Origin of the sequence: Arthrobacter sp. GAS37 (genome assembly GCF_044908325.1) — a bacterium.
Classification (GTDB): domain Bacteria; phylum Actinomycetota; class Actinomycetes; order Actinomycetales; family Micrococcaceae; genus Arthrobacter; species Arthrobacter ramosus.
The window spans coordinates 57,776-73,153 of the sequence record NZ_JBIYDB010000022.1 but is presented as its reverse complement, the minus strand read 5'-3'; the positions used below and the strand labels follow the sequence as shown (position 1 = coordinate 73,153).

At 62.9% G+C, this 15,378-nt stretch carries 14 protein-coding genes and 7 tRNA genes; 18 read left to right on the top strand and 3 right to left on the bottom strand.

All coding sequences use genetic code 11. The annotated features are described in order from the left end of the window. The first annotated feature begins 190 nt into the window (after positions 1-190). Positions 191-421, top strand: a complete 231-nt coding sequence (locus ABH924_RS16805) for a DUF2283 domain-containing protein (protein WP_404500576.1) — start codon at positions 191-193, stop codon at positions 419-421. A gap of 119 nt (positions 422-540) precedes the next feature. After that, positions 541-1,689 (top strand): GGDEF domain-containing protein, encoded by a 1,149-nt coding sequence (locus ABH924_RS16800; RefSeq protein ID WP_404500574.1) that lies wholly within the window; start codon positions 541-543, stop codon positions 1,687-1,689. A 93-nt stretch (positions 1,690-1,782) separates the two neighbouring features. Here ABH924_RS16800 and ABH924_RS16795 read toward each other — a convergent pair. Continuing rightward, positions 1,783-1,857: transfer RNA gene (locus ABH924_RS16795), tRNA-Val, on the bottom strand. 260 nt (positions 1,858-2,117) lie between these two features. On the opposite strand from ABH924_RS16795, the gene ABH924_RS16790 reads away from it, so the two are divergent. From ABH924_RS16790 to ABH924_RS16755, 8 genes are all read left to right on the top strand, one after another. Next, positions 2,118-2,190, top strand: a tRNA-Gly gene (locus ABH924_RS16790). Positions 2,191-2,245: 55 nt separating this feature from the next. Then, positions 2,246-2,316, top strand: a tRNA-Cys gene (locus ABH924_RS16785). A 41-nt stretch (positions 2,317-2,357) separates the two neighbouring features. Beyond that, a tRNA-Val gene (locus ABH924_RS16780) sits at positions 2,358-2,432 on the top strand. A gap of 57 nt (positions 2,433-2,489) precedes the next feature. Further along, a tRNA-Gly gene (locus ABH924_RS16775) sits at positions 2,490-2,562 on the top strand. Between the two features lie 48 nt (positions 2,563-2,610). Beyond that, a tRNA-Val gene (locus tag ABH924_RS16770) sits at positions 2,611-2,685 on the top strand. Positions 2,686-2,742: 57 nt separating this feature from the next. Continuing rightward, a tRNA-Gly gene (locus ABH924_RS16765) sits at positions 2,743-2,818 on the top strand. A 284-nt stretch (positions 2,819-3,102) separates the two neighbouring features. Beyond that, positions 3,103-4,530, top strand: coding sequence for an amino acid permease (locus ABH924_RS16760; RefSeq protein ID WP_404500580.1), 1,428 nt, complete (start codon positions 3,103-3,105; stop codon positions 4,528-4,530). Between the two features lie 463 nt (positions 4,531-4,993). Continuing rightward, complete coding sequence (locus ABH924_RS16755) at positions 4,994-6,211, top strand: benzoate/H(+) symporter BenE family transporter (protein ID WP_404500572.1); 1,218 nt, start codon at positions 4,994-4,996, stop codon at positions 6,209-6,211. 18 nt (positions 6,212-6,229) lie between these two features. Here the strand turns inward: ABH924_RS16755 and zapE are convergent, their stop codons facing one another. Then, positions 6,230-7,267 (bottom strand): cell division protein ZapE, encoded by a 1,038-nt coding sequence (gene zapE / locus ABH924_RS16750; RefSeq protein WP_234750189.1) that lies wholly within the window; start codon positions 7,265-7,267, stop codon positions 6,230-6,232. A gap of 208 nt (positions 7,268-7,475) precedes the next feature. On the opposite strand from zapE, the gene ABH924_RS16745 reads away from it, so the two are divergent. The 3 genes from ABH924_RS16745 to ybaK all read left to right on the top strand — a co-directional run bounded on the left by ABH924_RS16745 (position 7,476) and on the right by ybaK (position 9,463). Then, entirely contained in the window at positions 7,476-8,399 is a 924-nt protein-coding gene (locus ABH924_RS16745; protein WP_404500570.1) for a sulfurtransferase, read from the top strand. Between the two features lie 101 nt (positions 8,400-8,500). Then, entirely contained in the window at positions 8,501-8,956 is a 456-nt protein-coding gene (locus ABH924_RS16740) for a SufE family protein (RefSeq protein ID WP_234750185.1), read from the top strand. Between the two features lie 15 nt (positions 8,957-8,971). Beyond that, positions 8,972-9,463, top strand: a complete 492-nt coding sequence (gene ybaK, locus ABH924_RS16735; protein ID WP_234750183.1) for a Cys-tRNA(Pro) deacylase — start codon at positions 8,972-8,974, stop codon at positions 9,461-9,463. A 49-nt stretch (positions 9,464-9,512) separates the two neighbouring features. Here ybaK and ABH924_RS16730 read toward each other — a convergent pair whose 3' ends face one another. Next, positions 9,513-10,754, bottom strand: coding sequence for an alpha/beta hydrolase family protein (locus ABH924_RS16730; protein ID WP_404500578.1), 1,242 nt, complete (start codon positions 10,752-10,754; stop codon positions 9,513-9,515). A gap of 150 nt (positions 10,755-10,904) precedes the next feature. Between ABH924_RS16730 and ABH924_RS16725 the strand changes: the two genes are divergently transcribed. The 5 genes from ABH924_RS16725 to ABH924_RS16705 all read left to right on the top strand — a co-directional run bounded on the left by ABH924_RS16725 (position 10,905) and on the right by ABH924_RS16705 (position 15,338). Then, on the top strand, positions 10,905-11,396 hold the full coding sequence (locus ABH924_RS16725; protein WP_404500567.1) for a hypothetical protein: 492 nt from the start codon (positions 10,905-10,907) through the stop codon (positions 11,394-11,396). 13 nt (positions 11,397-11,409) lie between these two features. Next, on the top strand, positions 11,410-11,901 hold the full coding sequence (msrB, locus tag ABH924_RS16720) for a peptide-methionine (R)-S-oxide reductase MsrB (protein WP_404500565.1): 492 nt from the start codon (positions 11,410-11,412) through the stop codon (positions 11,899-11,901). A gap of 216 nt (positions 11,902-12,117) precedes the next feature. Further along, positions 12,118-13,488, top strand: a complete 1,371-nt coding sequence (locus ABH924_RS16715; RefSeq protein WP_234750166.1) for a DUF6421 family protein — start codon at positions 12,118-12,120, stop codon at positions 13,486-13,488. Continuing rightward, complete coding sequence (locus ABH924_RS16710; RefSeq protein WP_404500563.1) at positions 13,485-14,216, top strand: SDR family oxidoreductase; 732 nt, start codon at positions 13,485-13,487, stop codon at positions 14,214-14,216. Before ABH924_RS16715 ends, ABH924_RS16710 begins: the two co-directional genes overlap by 4 nt. A gap of 9 nt (positions 14,217-14,225) precedes the next feature. Beyond that, entirely contained in the window at positions 14,226-15,338 is a 1,113-nt protein-coding gene (locus tag ABH924_RS16705) for a low specificity L-threonine aldolase (RefSeq protein WP_234750153.1), read from the top strand. The last annotated feature ends 40 nt before the right edge of the window (positions 15,339-15,378 follow it).

Genomic DNA, 15,378 nt, shown 5'->3' with positions numbered 1-15,378 from the left:
ACCGCCGCCACACTTGCGAACCACGCCGCTACGCGGAGGTTTTCAAATGAGGCAACGTATCCGGCTACGCGGAGGTTTTCAATGAGTCAACGCGCTGTCTTCACACAGGGAACGGGCGCAAATAGAATCCGGGTGATCGTAGACAACCGAACAGGAAACATCATCACGGTGACCAAGGGATGATTTGAATATGCGAATTTCTTACGACCCTGCAGCACGGGCCGCCTATGTTTCATTGCTCGGAGCGATCGAAGATGGCTCATCGGTACGCCAGCTTGGCCCCATTGACCTTCCGGGCGGGGACGGCCAGATTGTGGTTGATTTGGACAGAGACGGACACATCCTTGGTTTCGAAATCCTCAATGCCGATCTCGCCCTGAGCCCGGAGGTAATCGCCAAAGCAACAAATCCGGGTGAGTGATCTGAAATACAAAAGCAAGCGCCGCTCCGCCCCGCAACCAGGGCCTCGACGCATGGCGCACAAGATTCCTTGACTCCCGGTGCCATAATTGGTCACGTCCGCGGATACGGGAGCGAAAAGTGGTCCTCGATATAACAACACTGCGAGTGGCCCTTGGCGTGGTCGCCCTGACGCTCCTCCTTCTGTTTTATGCATCCTTCAGGCGCACGCGGTCCTCCTACAACGGGTGGTGGTGCATCGCCCTCTTGTTCTTCCTTGCTGGAAACCTGGCCTTCCTTCTCAACGGGACACCACACCAAGTTTGGGCAAATCCTTCGGGAAACGTCCTCCTGGTGGGCGGGGCACTGAGTGTCTGGACCGGAGCCCGCTCTCTCCGGATGTTGCCGCCGCCAAAATGGCAGTTTGCTACGGCGTGTGGAATCACAGCACTCTCGTCCCTATTGGAGAACCCCGGTTACAACACCTGGTCCGGGGGCCTGGTCTATCTGGGATTCATGACCTTGGGCATCGCGTTGGCGTCCCGCGACCTGTGGCTACTGGACTCCAGCTACTCACACGTGCACAAGTCGATGGCCTTGGCCGCGGGGTTCCTGGCCGCCTACTATTTCTGCCGCCTGGCCGTGTACCTCGTCGACGGTCCAAGCGGACCGAATTTCCGCATGTATTTCGGCCCATCAATGGCCAGCCTGGTCACGCTGGTACTCCTGGTTGCGGTCTCTTTCAGCATGACCGCCCTCAGCAACGATCAGCTGATCAACCGGCTCAGCGAACGCGCTGCCCGCGACAACCTGACCGGGCTCCTCAATCGTGGCACTTTCATGGATCTGGCCACTAAGGAACTTGAGCGCCTGCACGCCACAGGCTCTGTCGCGTCCTTGATCCTGGCCGACCTGGACCACTTCAAAGCGATCAATGACGAATACGGTCATGCGGCCGGTGACGCCGCCCTACAAGCATTCGCGGCTTCGTGCTCCGAGTCGGTACGATCCACCGACCTCGTCGGACGGTATCGGGGCGAAGAATTCATCTTGCTCTTGCCTGGAGCGGCCCAGGAGCGGGCCGAGAGCATCGCGGCCGAGATCAATCGCTCTTTGGCCGCCTGCAAAAGCCTCGACGACGTCCACATTCCTACGGTGAGCTACGGAGTCACCTCAACCCAGTTCGGCGCAGTCGACCTCACGGCGATGATTGCGGCCGCCGATGCGGCCCTCTACGAAGCCAAGTCACTCGGAAGGAACCGGGTGGTCAGGGCAGCGCCTCGCACGTGATCGGTCCTCGATGGGCGACGATGCAGGAACCCGCGGGCAATGACAAGAGGTCCTGTGCGAAACATGAACAATGTTTCGCACAGGACCTCTTCTTGGTGGGCGATACTGGGTTCGAACCAGTGACCTCTTCGGTGTGAACGAAGCGCGCTACCACTGCGCCAATCGCCCGTGCACAAGAAGACTAACCGACCCCGGCCGGAATTCAAAAATCCGGAAAGCGTCGGGCCGGCCGAGCAGGCAACACTCGAGAAAAGACCCACGAATCACACCCGTGTAACTCGGAAAATCCGCGCCAATTCAAGGAACCAGCACCCATTGCTTACGATTCCGGCCGATCGATTTGGAGTTTCCCGGAACCTCCTATAGAGTTTTTACTCGTCGGAAAGCGACGGAATGCCCCCTGCGGGCAGGCCGCCGCAGAGGACAATGCGGACGTAGCTCAGCTGGTAGAGCACCACCTTGCCAAGGTGGATGTCGCGAGTTCGAATCTCGTCGTCCGCTCGCAGGACACTGTCACGGCATTGACTTCTTGGAACCCCAGGAATCGTGCTTACACGGTGGGTTGGCCGAGAGGCGAGGCAGCGGCCTGCAAAGCCGTACACACGGGTTCGAATCCCGTACCCACCTCGGTGAAAACCTTGGTTTCCGGTCCAGGCCGGATTGCATTTGGGCGATTGGCGCAGCGGTAGCGCGCTTCCCTGACACGGAAGAGGTCACTGGTTCGATCCCAGTATCGCCCACCAAGGCAAGGCAACTTGCTTGTTGATGAACATCCGGCCCCGGCCGGACGATCATCATGTGCGGACGTAGCTCAGCTGGTAGAGCACCACCTTGCCAAGGTGGATGTCGCGAGTTCGAATCTCGTCGTCCGCTCTCGTATTTTAAGGTCCCGGCAACGGGCCGGCCGGCTTATGCCGATCCGGGCGATTGGCGCAGCGGTAGCGCGCTTCCCTGACACGGAAGAGGTCACTGGTTCGATCCCAGTATCGCCCACCAAGGCAAGGCAACTTGCTTGTTGATGAAAATCCGGCCCCGGCCGGATTTTCATCATGTGCGGACGTAGCTCAGCTGGTAGAGCACCACCTTGCCAAGGTGGATGTCGCGAGTTCGAATCTCGTCGTCCGCTCCATTTCCCCGAAATCAGGCCACGGCCACTGGCCAAACGCAGTGTCATTTCCCAGCAGCTCCGCCGGAGCTGCTTTTTTTGTGCCCACAGATGCCCGCCGCATGCCGCATGCCGCATGCCGCTACCACCCATGCCACTTACCCGAAAGATCAGCAAAACTGATCAATACCACTCAGCAAAAATCACTCTATCCAATGTGATTCATATCGCATACTTTCTTCAGGCCCAATTCGTCCACGCCCACACGCAGGAGCACGGTGAAGCAACAAACAGTCGTTCGTTCGATCATGAGGAAGAACCCCATTGACGACATCGAGGAGGAAAGCAAACACAGCGGGCTCTTCAAAAGCCTGGGCCTCTGGCAACTGACGGCCATCGGCGTCGGCGGTATCATCGGCGTCGGGATCTTCTCCTTGGCCGGCCTCGTGGCGCACGGAAGCGCGGACACCCCGGGTGTCGGCCCCGCTGTATTGATCTCGTTCCTGGTCGCAGGTCTTGCCTCAGCGGCCGCGGCACTCTCCTACGCCGAATTCGCCGGCATGATCCCCCGCGCCGGATCCGCCTACACCTATGGCTACGTTGCCCTTGGCGAGGTCATCGGGTGGTTCATCGGCTGGGACCTCCTGCTGGAGTACATCGCAATCGTCGCCGTCGTCGCGATCGGCATTTCCGGCTATTTCGACGCGTTCCTTTCCGGGATCGGCGTCCACATGCCGGCGTGGATGACCTCGACGGCGGACGAAGGACATGGCGGCATCATCAACTTGCCGGCCATCCTTGTCTGCCTGCTGGTCACCTGGATCCTGTCCCGTGGAACCAAGGCCTTCGGCCGCTTCGAACTCGTGGCGGTGGCCATCAAAGTGGTCCTGATCCTGTTCATCATCGGCCTGGGCATCTTCTACATCAACACGAACAACTACAATCCGTTCATGCCCAGCGGCTTCGGCCCTGTCGTGGCCGGTTCAGCCACCGTGTTCTTCGCCGTGTTCGGCTACGACGCCATGAGCACCGCGGCCGAGGAAGCCAAGGACGGCAAGAAGCACATGCCCAAGGCAATCGTGCTCTCCCTTGTCATCGCGATGCTCCTCTATGTTGCGGCGACCCTGGTGCTCACCGGCATGCAGAACTACAAGGACATCAACCCGACGGCCGGTTTCGCCTCCGCCTTCAGCGGTGTGGGCCTGCCCGTCATCGCCACCATCATCTCGGTGTTCGCCGTGCTGTCGATCCTCACCGTGATGCTGACCTTCCTGCTCGGCGTTACCCGTGTCTGGTTCTCCATGAGCCGCGACGGTCCGCTACCGGGCTGGTTTGCCAAGACGGATCGCCATGGCACCCCGCAGCGCGTCACGTGGATTGCCGGCATTACGTCAGCTTTCTTGGCGGGCGTGTTCCCCATCAAGGCCGTTGCGGACCTGACCAACATCGGCATCCTGGCCGCGTTCGTCGTCGTCTGTCTCTCAGTCATCATCTTCCGGTACAAGAAGCCCGACGCACCGCGTACCTTCCGGCTGCCATTCATGCCCGCGGTCCCCGCGTTCGGAATGCTGGCATCCGCCTTCCTCATGACCCAGTTGCATTGGGAAACCTGGCTTCGCTTTGTCGTGTGGCTGGTCATCGGACTGGTCATCTACTTCGGCTACGGCCGCAAGCATTCGCTCATGAATCCGGACAGCCCGCGCCACCAGGAGCTTTCTCCCGACAAGCAGCTGTGACCCCCTCGAAAATTCGTTTGACATCGCAGTCAAATTTTTCCTTGGCACCTCCAAGGTCTCGGGTTAGGATCGAAAACGGAGGAGCGAACTGGCTCCGTGATTGAAGGGAGGTGCCCGTGGGATTATTTGACGATCTGAAGGGCAAAGTTCAGGACCTCGTTGGTGGCAATGAAGAAGCCATCAAGGACGGCATCGAATAGGCCGCCGATTTTATCGACGACTAGATGCGGTTCAGAGAGCCGCTTCCGAGTTCGTGGGCAACCTCGACGGTTTGCTGTAAGGGCTACGGCCTAGACAGCTCCCTCCGCCAATGAGGCTCCGTAGCCGGTTCCACCGGCCAGAGCTCCCGAATACAGTTACGTCAACGGGGCACCGGTCCCGCCGCGAGGCGCCGCCGGTGCCCTTGGCGTTTAACCGTGGTCGCCTCGGCAGGCGGGCCACGGCTCCGGTAACGTGATGGACTATGCCAGCGTCATCTCTTCACACCGGACAGTCACGTCCAGCCTCCGCTTCCCGGCAGCTCTCCCGTCCGCTTGTGGCTGGAATTGTGACCGCGCTGGTCGGCTTCACTTCATCCTTCGCGGTGGTGCTCGCGGGCCTTCGGGCGGTCGGGGCCACCCAGGAACAGGCCGCCAGCGGGCTCCTGGCCCTCACCCTCACCTTCGGGCTCGGCGTTCTCTGGCTTTCCTGGCGATCGCGCTTGCCTGTCACGCTTGCGTGGTCGACGCCCGGTGCGGCTTTGCTCGCAGGAACCGGAGTGCCCGACGGCGGGTGGCCGGCCGCCGTCGGCGCCTTCCTCATCGCTGGTGTACTGATCGCCCTCACGGGGCTCATTCCGGCCCTTGGAAAGCTGATGGCGAAGATTCCAACGGCCCTCGCCCAGGCGATGCTGGCCGGGGTGCTTCTGTCCCTCTGCCTTGCCCCGTTCAAAGCCTTGGGCACTGCTCCCTTGCTGGTGGCTCCCGTGATCCTCTGCTGGCTGGTCATGATGAAGCTGGCGCCCCGCTGGTCGGTACCTGCTGCGCTGTTGGTGGCTCTCGCAGTCATCGGAATCTACATCGTGGTCAACGGCGTGAGCATCCCCACGAACCGGCTGTTGCCTGAATTGCATTGGACCACTCCCGCTTTCACGCTCAGCACGGTGGCTGGTATCGCCTTGCCCCTGTTCATTGTCACCATGGCTTCCCAGAACATTCCGGGGGCGGCAGTGCTGAAGTCCTTCGGCTACACCGTCCCGTGGCGCCAGTCGATGCTGGTGACAGGGGCAGGGACTGCGCTGGGGGCTCCCTTTGGCGGACATGCGATCAACCTCGCCGCGTTGAGCGCTGCGCTGGCGGCAGGAGAAGAAGCAGGTGAGGACCGGGGCCGGCGCTGGATCGCCGCCTTCACGTCAGGCCTGGCCTACCTCGTGTTGGCAGCCTTCTCCGCCGCGCTGGTGACCGTCGTGGCGGCCCCACCGCCAGGGCTCCTTGAAGCTGTCGCGGGCTTGGCGCTGCTGGGCACCCTGGCCTCCGCCATCGCCTCGGCGCTGGCTATCGCCGAAGAACGCATCGGAGCCTCCGTGACGTTCCTGATCGCAGCCTCGGGCCTCAGCTTCGCAGGCATCGGCGCCGCGTTCTGGGCACTTGCCGCCGGAATCCTGGTGCGTTGGGTACTCAAGCCGCGGGAACCCCAAAAGTAGAGTGCGGCAGGAGGTTTCCTACGAAGGCTCGTGGTTTTGGCCCTCACGCGCCAGGGCGGTCAGACGGGACACGGCGCGGAAGTATTTCTTCATGTACCCGCCGGTCATCATTTCCTCGGTGAAGAGCTTGTCGAAGGGCACGCCGCTGGCAAGGATCGGGACGTCCTTGTCGTACAGGCGGTCGGCCAGCACCACGAAGCGAAGGGCAACGGCCTGCTCCGTAATGGTTTCGACGTTGCGCCAGACAACTGCATCGATTCCTGAGATCAGCTTGCGATAACGGCTGGGATGCACGCCGGCAAGGTGGTCGATCAGGCCGCGGAAATCGTCCATGGCCACGGTCTGGCCATCGAACTCGGCATGCATCTGCCTCTTGAGGTCTTCGGTCTTCAACGGTGCCGGAGCGGCGGGCAAGCCGCGGTGCCTGAAGTCTTCCCCGTCGATCCTGACAACATCGAACTGGTCCGCAAGGACCTGGATTTCCCGCTGGAAGTCGACGGCGGCAAAGCGGCCGTCCCCCAGTGAACCAGGCAAAGTGTTGGACGTGGCAGCGAGCTTCACACCGGCGTCGGACAATTCACGCATGAGGCGGGACATCAGCACCGTGTCGCCCGGATCGTCGAGCTCAAATTCGTCAATGCAGACCAGCTTATAGCTGCTCAAAGCCTCCACGGTCTTCCGGAAGGACAGGGCGCCGACCAGGTTGGTGTACTCCACGAACGTCCCGAAGGCTTTCGGCCCCGGGGTCGAGTGCCACAGGGAAGCCAGCAGGTGGGTCTTTCCGACGCCGAATCCGCCGTCGAGGTAGATGCCCGCCCGGCTGTTGACCTTCTTGCCGAAGAGGCGTTTGAACAGGCCGTCTCCGTCTCCGGCTCCCACCGTCGCACCGAACGCTTCCAGGGCCTTGACCGCGGCCGCTTGGCTGGGCTGGTTCGGATCAGGCCGGTAGCTCTTGAAGGACACCTCTCCGAACCGTGGCGAAGGGTAGAAACCCTTGAGAATCTCATCCGCTGAGACCGCCGGCGTGCGCGCGACGAGCTGTTCGATCTGTACCAATGCGGTCCGTTCTTCGTGTCGTAAGTCCCCAGCAAGAATACCGGCAATGCCACGCCCCGGGCGGACACGTGATGAAGGCCATATTTCACCATATGAACGGGGAGGAGCTTTAGACCCCGGCCCTCGATAATGTGGGATTAAGGCCGGGCACGTTCTATCGCCCGGCGCCGCCCGGTGTCAGTGAAAGTGTCAGTGAAAGGCCATACAAATGTCCTACCCCGTTGAACAGAACGAGAAGTTCGCCGCGTACGCCCACCCCGAACGCCTGGTGTCCACCGAGTGGCTTGCCGCGGCCCTTGAAGGCGGCGCGCTTGGCGACGGCAAGCTGGTTGTTGTCGAATCCGACGAAGATGTCCTCCTGTACGAGACCGGCCACATTCCGGGCGCAGTCAAGATCGACTGGCACACGGACCTGAACGATGAAGTCACCCGGGATTACGTCGACGGTGAAGCGTTCGCAGCCCTGGCAGCCGCCAAAGGCATCTCGCGGGACACCACCGTGGTGATCTACGGCGACAAGTCCAACTGGTGGGCCGCCTACGCCCTCTGGGTATTCACGCTCTTCGGCCACGAAGACGTCCGGCTCCTGGACGGCGGCCGCGACAAGTGGATCGCCGAAGGCCGCGAAATCACCACCGACGTCCCCCAGCCCACCCCGGGCGAGTACCCCGTGATCGAACGGAACGACGCCCCCATCCGCGCCTTCAAGGATGACGTCCTGGCTCACTTCGGCAAGCCGCTGATCGACGTCCGCTCCCCCGAGGAATACACCGGCCAGCGCACCCACATGCCGGCCTACCCCGAAGAGGGCGCCCTGCGCGGGGGGCACATCCCCACCGCAGCCTCCATCCCGTGGGCACGCGCCGCTGCCGAAGATGGCACGTACCGCAACCGGACCGAACTTGAGGCCCTCTACCTCGGGGAAGCCGGCCTCACGGAAGGCGACGACGTCGTGGCCTACTGCCGCATCGGCGAGCGTTCCAGCCACACCTGGTTCGCACTGAAGTACCTGCTTGGTTTCGAAACGGTCCGCAACTACGACGGTTCCTGGACGGAGTGGGGCAATGCAGTGCGCGTCCCGATCGTCAAGGGCGCCGAGCGGGGTTCCGTCCCCGCACTCGCCGGAAAGTAGTCCGGAATCCCTGTGCCTTGCCCTATCGGTCTGCCAAATTGGCTAGGCCATTTTGAAGCAACGGGGGCCAGACCGGCCCGGACTTGCGTAAGCTGGAAGTGATGAGTACCAATACTTTGCCCGCCGCACTGGCGGAAATTGTCGATGACTTCCAAGCATTGACCGAGCCCGACCGCCTTCAGCTGCTGCTTGATTTCTCGCGCGGGCTCCCGGCCCTGCCGGAACGGCTGCTGGACCACCCTGAGCTCCTGGAGCAAGTGGTGGAGTGCCAGTCGCCCCTGTTCCTGACCATCGAGCAGGAAAAGAAGCCCGACGGCGTCGCCTACCGTTTGTTTTTCAAGGCACCGCCGGAGGCGCCCACCACGCGCGGCTTTGCGGGCGTTTTGCACGAAGGCCTGGACGGGCTGACTGCCGCAGAGATCCTGGCTGTTCCGGATGACATGCCGGAACTGCTGGGCCTCACCCGCGCAATCACACCGCTGCGCATGCGTGGCATGACGGCCATGCTGGGGCGGATCAAGCGCAAAGTCGCCGCGGCGGACCGCTTGTTGTCCTGATCCGAGGTACCGGGAATGGCCAAGAAACTGGCTTCACAGGGAACGCCGGCCACAGCCATACTGGCTGCGGCCGGCGTTCCTTTCACCCTGCACCCCTATGTGCATGATCCTTCGGCGGCGAGCTACGGGCTTGAGGCGGCCGAGGTCCTGGGTATCGATCCCGGCCGGGTCTTCAAGACCTTGATGGTGGACATTGAAGGCAAGCTCGCGGTGGGCATCGTCCCGGTGAGTGGCACCCTTGACCTCAAGGCAATCGCCGCGGCTCTCGGATCCAAGAAGGCCACCATGGCCGATCCCAAAATGGCCGAGCGACGCACTGGCTATGTCCTGGGCGGGATTTCCCCTCTGGGCCAACGCCAGCCATCGCCCACTGTGCTCGACGAATCGGCGTTGGCCTTCGGCACGGTCCTCGTTTCCGGTGGACGCCGTGGCCTGGACATTGAGCTGGATCCTGCAGACCTTATCCGGCTGACCGGCGCTCTGACTGCCCTGATCGGCAGCCCTTAGCAAACGCCGGGCGCCGCGCAAGTACTCTCAGGCCGCCGCCGGCCCGCCCTCAACCCGACACCGGCCCGCTACGGGGCGTGAGGTGCGGAGCGAGCCACGAGCGTACCAGCCGCTCCCACTTCTGCGGATCCACGTTCCACTCTTTCGTGTGGCGCGCGCCTTCGAAGGGTTCAAAGGTGACCATCTCCGGATTCTTTTCGGCGAGGCTGGCCGAGGGTTCGTACGGAACGTACTCATCGTCCACACTGTGGATTACCAACGTCGGAGTCCGTAGTTCGACGGCGCGGGCATCCCAGTCCATTGCCTTCAAGTCGACGGGCGCGGCCAGGCCGGTAAGGCGCCGGCCCAACGGATGCCCCAACATCAGCTGCCCGTAACGGCCCACGGCGTAGGGGATCCTGTTGATCTGGGCGTGGTGTGCCAGCACGTTGACCCAGTTGATCACCGGCGCATCCAGGACCATGGCCCTGACCACATGGCGGTGATGCGAAAGATCGGCAGTCTGCAGGCAGATCGCCCCGCCCATCGACCATCCGAACAGGACCACCTCGTGGGCGCCGTGGGCGAGTGCGTACTCAATGGCGGCGTCGACGTCGTGCCATTCCGTGGACCCCAGGCCGTACCGCCCGTCCGGGGCAGACGGCGCCAGGCCGTCGTTCCGGTAGGAAACCAGCAGGCTGTCGAGTCCGAGATCGTGCGCGACGCGCACCGCGCGCAAGCCTTCGAGGCGGGTAGCACCACGGCCATGGACCATGATCGCCCACACCTTCGCGGGCTTCCCTGCGCCTGACGGAATCAGCCACGCAGGCGCCTGGCCACCCTCGACATCGATCTGTACATCTTCCGAATCCAAGCCGAGCGCCGCCGGGGAGTCGTAGACGGCACCGCTCCACCATCCGCGCCGGGCCGTTGCCAGATCACCGCTGTAGACTTCCTCGACTTCGCGCTGCACCGTCCGCTCCGCGGGCGAATAGGACACGATCCGTCCGATCCGCGCGAACCCGGTTCCCCCGGCGAAAATGAGGCTGAACACGCCGTCGATGGTGGTGTCCGGGGTAGCTGCGAGGATGACCTGAAGCCCGTTGTCACCGCGCACCACCGCCAACACCTCTTGGTCAGCCTCGCGCACTGAGGGGGTGATGACCCGCCGGGCGAAATAGGCTGCGAGCGCCGAAGACCCTGCGCCCAGCAAGCCCGCAATGCTGCTTCCTGCAACGATCCCCGCAACAGTCCATTTGGCGCGGGCGGACAATTTCGCACCGTTCTCAACGGTTGGCGCAGATCGGGTCATGGATGCCATGTGACCATTCTCCCGGTTGCAGGGCCGTGTTCCGAACAGCGCCCTCTGTGGCGTTTCCTCCCGGGAGGAAGCGCCACAGCAAGAACAGAATTGCCGCGCTAAACCGTGCCTCCCGGCGCGGCTCAGGTCTACGCTGTAGCCATGAGTGAACCAATCGTCATCCTTACCGAAGAGCCTCTCGGCCCGGACGACCGCGTCAATATTGCCAAACTGATCGACGGCGGAGACTCGCCCCTGGTGGTGTTGGTGCCCGCTAACACAGAACGGCACTTGTTGGTGGACTTCCTCGAGAACCTCTCGTTGCTTGAAGTAGCCAAGGCATTCCGGGATCTGCTCGCAGAGGCACCCGATCCCCAGTCGGAGCGGGCCCAGGCGGCTGAGGCCTTGTCAGCGTCCCTGGCGGCCCTGGAAGGGCTGGGTGGCGGCGTGACGGGTGAAATAGTCGACGGCGGTGCCGTGGAGGGCTTGGTGTCCAAGGTCAAGGCACTCAATGCGGCACAGGCCGTCGTGGTCACGCGCCCGCACGCGATTGCCGATACCTTCCACACAGACTGGGCGAACAAGGCCCAGGACCAGCTGGGGCTGCCCGTGCTGCATCTCTATGCGGGCTCGGGATTTATCGGCGACTCGTGAGCGTTGAGACAGCATGAGCACTGCAGATAACAAGAAGTACTTCGAAGCCGCGGACCCCTTGGCCGGGGTTCCCCTCCAGGATGTCCCGAAGGACGGGCAATGCGTGGAGAAAACGGACGCGGAGTGGCGCGAGGAACTTACCCCGGAGGAGTTCAGGGTCCTTCGCCAGGCGGGAACGGAACGCCCGTACACGGGTGAGTACTGGGACACCCATACAGCAGGCGTGTACCAGTGCCGGGCGTGCGGCGCAGAGCTTTTCACCAGCAACGAGAAATTCGATTCCCATTGCGGCTGGCCGTCTTTCTGGGCACCGCTAGCGGAAGGCACCGTCCGGTACATCCATGACCGTACTTTGGGAATGGAACGGGTGGAGGTCCGCTGCGCCAATTGCGATTCACACCTGGGACACGTTTTCGAGGGTGAGGGCTACGGCACACCTACGGACCAGCGGTATTGCATAAACTCCGTTTCGCTCAAGCTTGTCGAATCCCCGGCCGGGCAGTAGTCCCGGGCGGTAGGTCCGGGCCCTGGATCCCCAAGCCAAGGCGGAGCTACCGGCAGTCCCCCGAAGGCCAGCCCTCCCCGGGCTGGATCTTCCGGGGGCTGCCGGAACCACTTGCGAAAGAGTTTCTTATGCTCGGGCCACTTTTGAATTAGCGACTCTGGCCGCTTGCTACGCTCACCTCAGAACAATGATTCTTGAGGAAAGGCACCGTCGACGATGACCACCACCGTTACCACCACCCGTCCACGCATCACCTCGGACAACCGGGACTGGATCTCCCTGAAGGCCGCAGCCACCGCCCTCCAGGCGTTCCAGGTCCAGGATGGTTCCATCCAGGACTCCCTCCACCACGAGGCTGCCCGGGCCTACACGGCCACCATCATGGAGGCCATCAAGAGCCTGGCTCCCGCGTTCCCGCACGACGCCGCCTATCTTGAACTCCTGGTCACGGACTTCGGCCGCTGGGCCGACGCCGGCTTCGGAGTCCCGGACTTCCTCGACTCGCTGCTGGCCTTCCAGCCGCAGCAACACCGCGAAGACGGGCTCCAGCACCTCGTGGTGTTCCCCATGTACACCCAGAACGGCAGCACGAGCCGTCTTGTGGAAGCTGTCCTGATCGAGGTGATCTGGCCCGAGTTCATCGGCGCATTGGAGGCCGGCGAATACTCCAACAAGCTGTTCGTACCCATCCGTTTCCTGGACTTCACCCCCGGGTACGACACCAATTCGGCCGTGCTCTTTCCCGAGACCGTTGCCGTAAGGGAAACGCCTGCCTTCACGTGGGGCGCCATCTTCGCGGACCGCGAGGCCGCACGCTTCCGCCGTGTCCTCAAAGCGGCCGCCGCAACGACATCCCTGAAGCTGCCCGCAGATGCAGCCGAGCTGTTGGATGACCAGGAACTCACGCAGCGGACATTCGTCATGTGGGACCTGATCCATGACCGCACCCACATGCGGGGCGACCTTCCCTTCGATCCGTTCATGATCAAGCAGCGGATGCCGTTCTTCCTCTATTCGCTCGAAGAGCTCCGCTGCGACCTGACAGCCTTCCGCGAATCCGTCCGGATCGAGAAGGACGAGGACGCTTCCCCCGACGCCCGGCGCCACGCGAAGCTCGTCCAGTACGCCGTCATCTTCGACCGTATCTTCCGGTTCGCGATCACGGGCAACCGGGTCCGCAACTACGACGGCCTGGGCGGCCAGCTCCTCTTCGCCTGGATGCACCAGCACCACGTCCTGCACTGGACCGACAGCAAGCTCAGCATCGACTGGGACGAGGCCGCCGACGTCGTCATCGAGCTCGGCGCCCGGATCGAAGAACTGTACTGGCGCTCCATCGACCGCCCCAAGGCTGCCCACTGGCTCGCAGCGTATAAGCTCATTTCCGGTACTGTCACTCCGCACCCGGCTTCGGTCTGGGCGAAGGGCCCAGAGGCACTGCCGCTCGACGGACCGCCCCGCGGCCTCACCGACCAGGTCCTCGACGACGAATTCCCCCTGTCCATGTTCTACGAAGCACTGGAGAAGAAAATGCGCCCGATCATCGAATCAACCACCGGTATCACCGGAACGACCGCAGCCTCATGACCGGCGAACCGCTGACTGTCGTCGTCACCGGTGGCAGCAACTCCTCCGGCATCGCTGTCGCCCGCGCCTTCGCGCTGGCCGGGCACCGGGTCTTCACGATCGGCTCGAACGAGGCCCGCATCAAGTCCGCAGCGGCCGAGGCGGGCAACGACGTCACTCCCCTGGTGTGCGATCTTTCCCGGCTGGAGTCCGTGCGCGAACTCGCATCGGAGATCCACGGGAGCACGGAAAGGGTCGACGGCGTCATCCACCTGGTGGGAGGGTGGCGCGGCGCCAAGGGAATCGAAGACCAGCCCGACGAAGACTGGGCCGCCCTTGAGCAAAGCGCCGTTACCACCCTGAGAAACGTCTCCCGGGTCTTCTACAAGGATCTCGCTTCCTCCCCCACGGGACGTTTCGCCATGGTGAGTTCGACGGCGGTCGCCGCACCTACCGCCGGAGCCGCCACCTACGCGGCGGCCAAAGCTGCCGCGGAGACCTGGACCCTGGCCGTGGCCGACGGGTTCCGCCGCGATCAATCAGGAAACAAGGACGAACCCGTGGAGCAACACAGCGCAGCCGTCGTCTTCGTGGTGAAGTCACTCCTGGACTCGGCGATGCGGAGGGAACATCCAGAGCGGAAATTCCCCGGATACACGGACGTTGAAGACTTGGCGGCGGCCGCCGTCGGGCTCTTCGACAAGCCGGCAGCGGAACTGAACGGACAGCGCCTCCTCCTGGCCAAATAGACTGAAAGCGTGAATGAACAAGTGACGAGCACTACAGAAGAATTCCCGGCTGCCCTCGAAACGGAAGCCAGTGGGCGTCTCCACGATCCCTCCGTCCGCGGTTTCGCCTCGGACAACTACTCAGGCGTCCACCCTGAGATCCTGGCGGCCCTTGCCGCAGCCAATGGCGGCCACCAGGTCTCTTACGGGGAGGACCAGTACACGGAACGGCTCCAGGAAGTCATGGAGCAGCACTTCGGCACCGGCATCGAGTGCTTCCCCGTCTTCAACGGCACCGGGGCGAATGTGTTGTCCCTGCAGTCACTTCTCCCGCGCTGGGGTGCGGTCATCTGCGCATCGACCGCCCACATCAACATGGACGAAAACGGCGCCCCGGAGCGGATCGGCGGCATCAAGCTCCTCCAGGTCCCGACGTCGGACGGCAAGCTGACTCCGGAATTGATCGACCGCGAAGCCTGGGGCTGGGGCGACGAGCACCGTGCACAGCCCCTGGCCGTCTCCATCACCCAGACCACCGAACTCGGCACGTGCTATACGCCGGAAGAAATCCGGGCGATCGCCGACCACATCCATGCCAAGGGCATGAAACTGCACATGGACGGTGCCCGGCTCGCCAATGCCGCCGCCCACCTGGGCGTGCCGTTGCGGACGTTCACCCGCGACGCCGGCGTGGACATTTTGTCCTTCGGCGGCACCAAGAACGGGCTGCTGTTCGGCGAAGTAGTGGTCGCACTGAATCCGGAGGCCGCCCATGGGCTGAAGTTCCTGCGCAAGATGAACATGCAGCTGGCCTCCAAGATGCGCTTCATTTCGGCCCAGTTCATCGCGCTTCTTGAGTCCGGGCTGTGGCTTCGCTCTGCGGAACACGCAAATGCCATGGCCTCACGGCTGCGCGCGGCGGTCGACTCCATCGAGGGTGTGGAGCCTACGCAGGCCACGGAGTCCAACGGAGTCTTCGCGGTGCTCCCCGCCGGCGTCGCCGATCGCCTCCGCTCCTCCTTCAAGTTCTACGACTGGAACGAAGCGAACCGCGAGGTGCGCTGGATGTGTTCCTTCGACACCACGGAAGAGGACATCGATTCCTTCGTTGCCGCAATCAAGCGCGAACTGGCGTCCGCATAGGGCACCGGACGGGGCGGCGTGGCTTCAAGGTTTCGCCGCC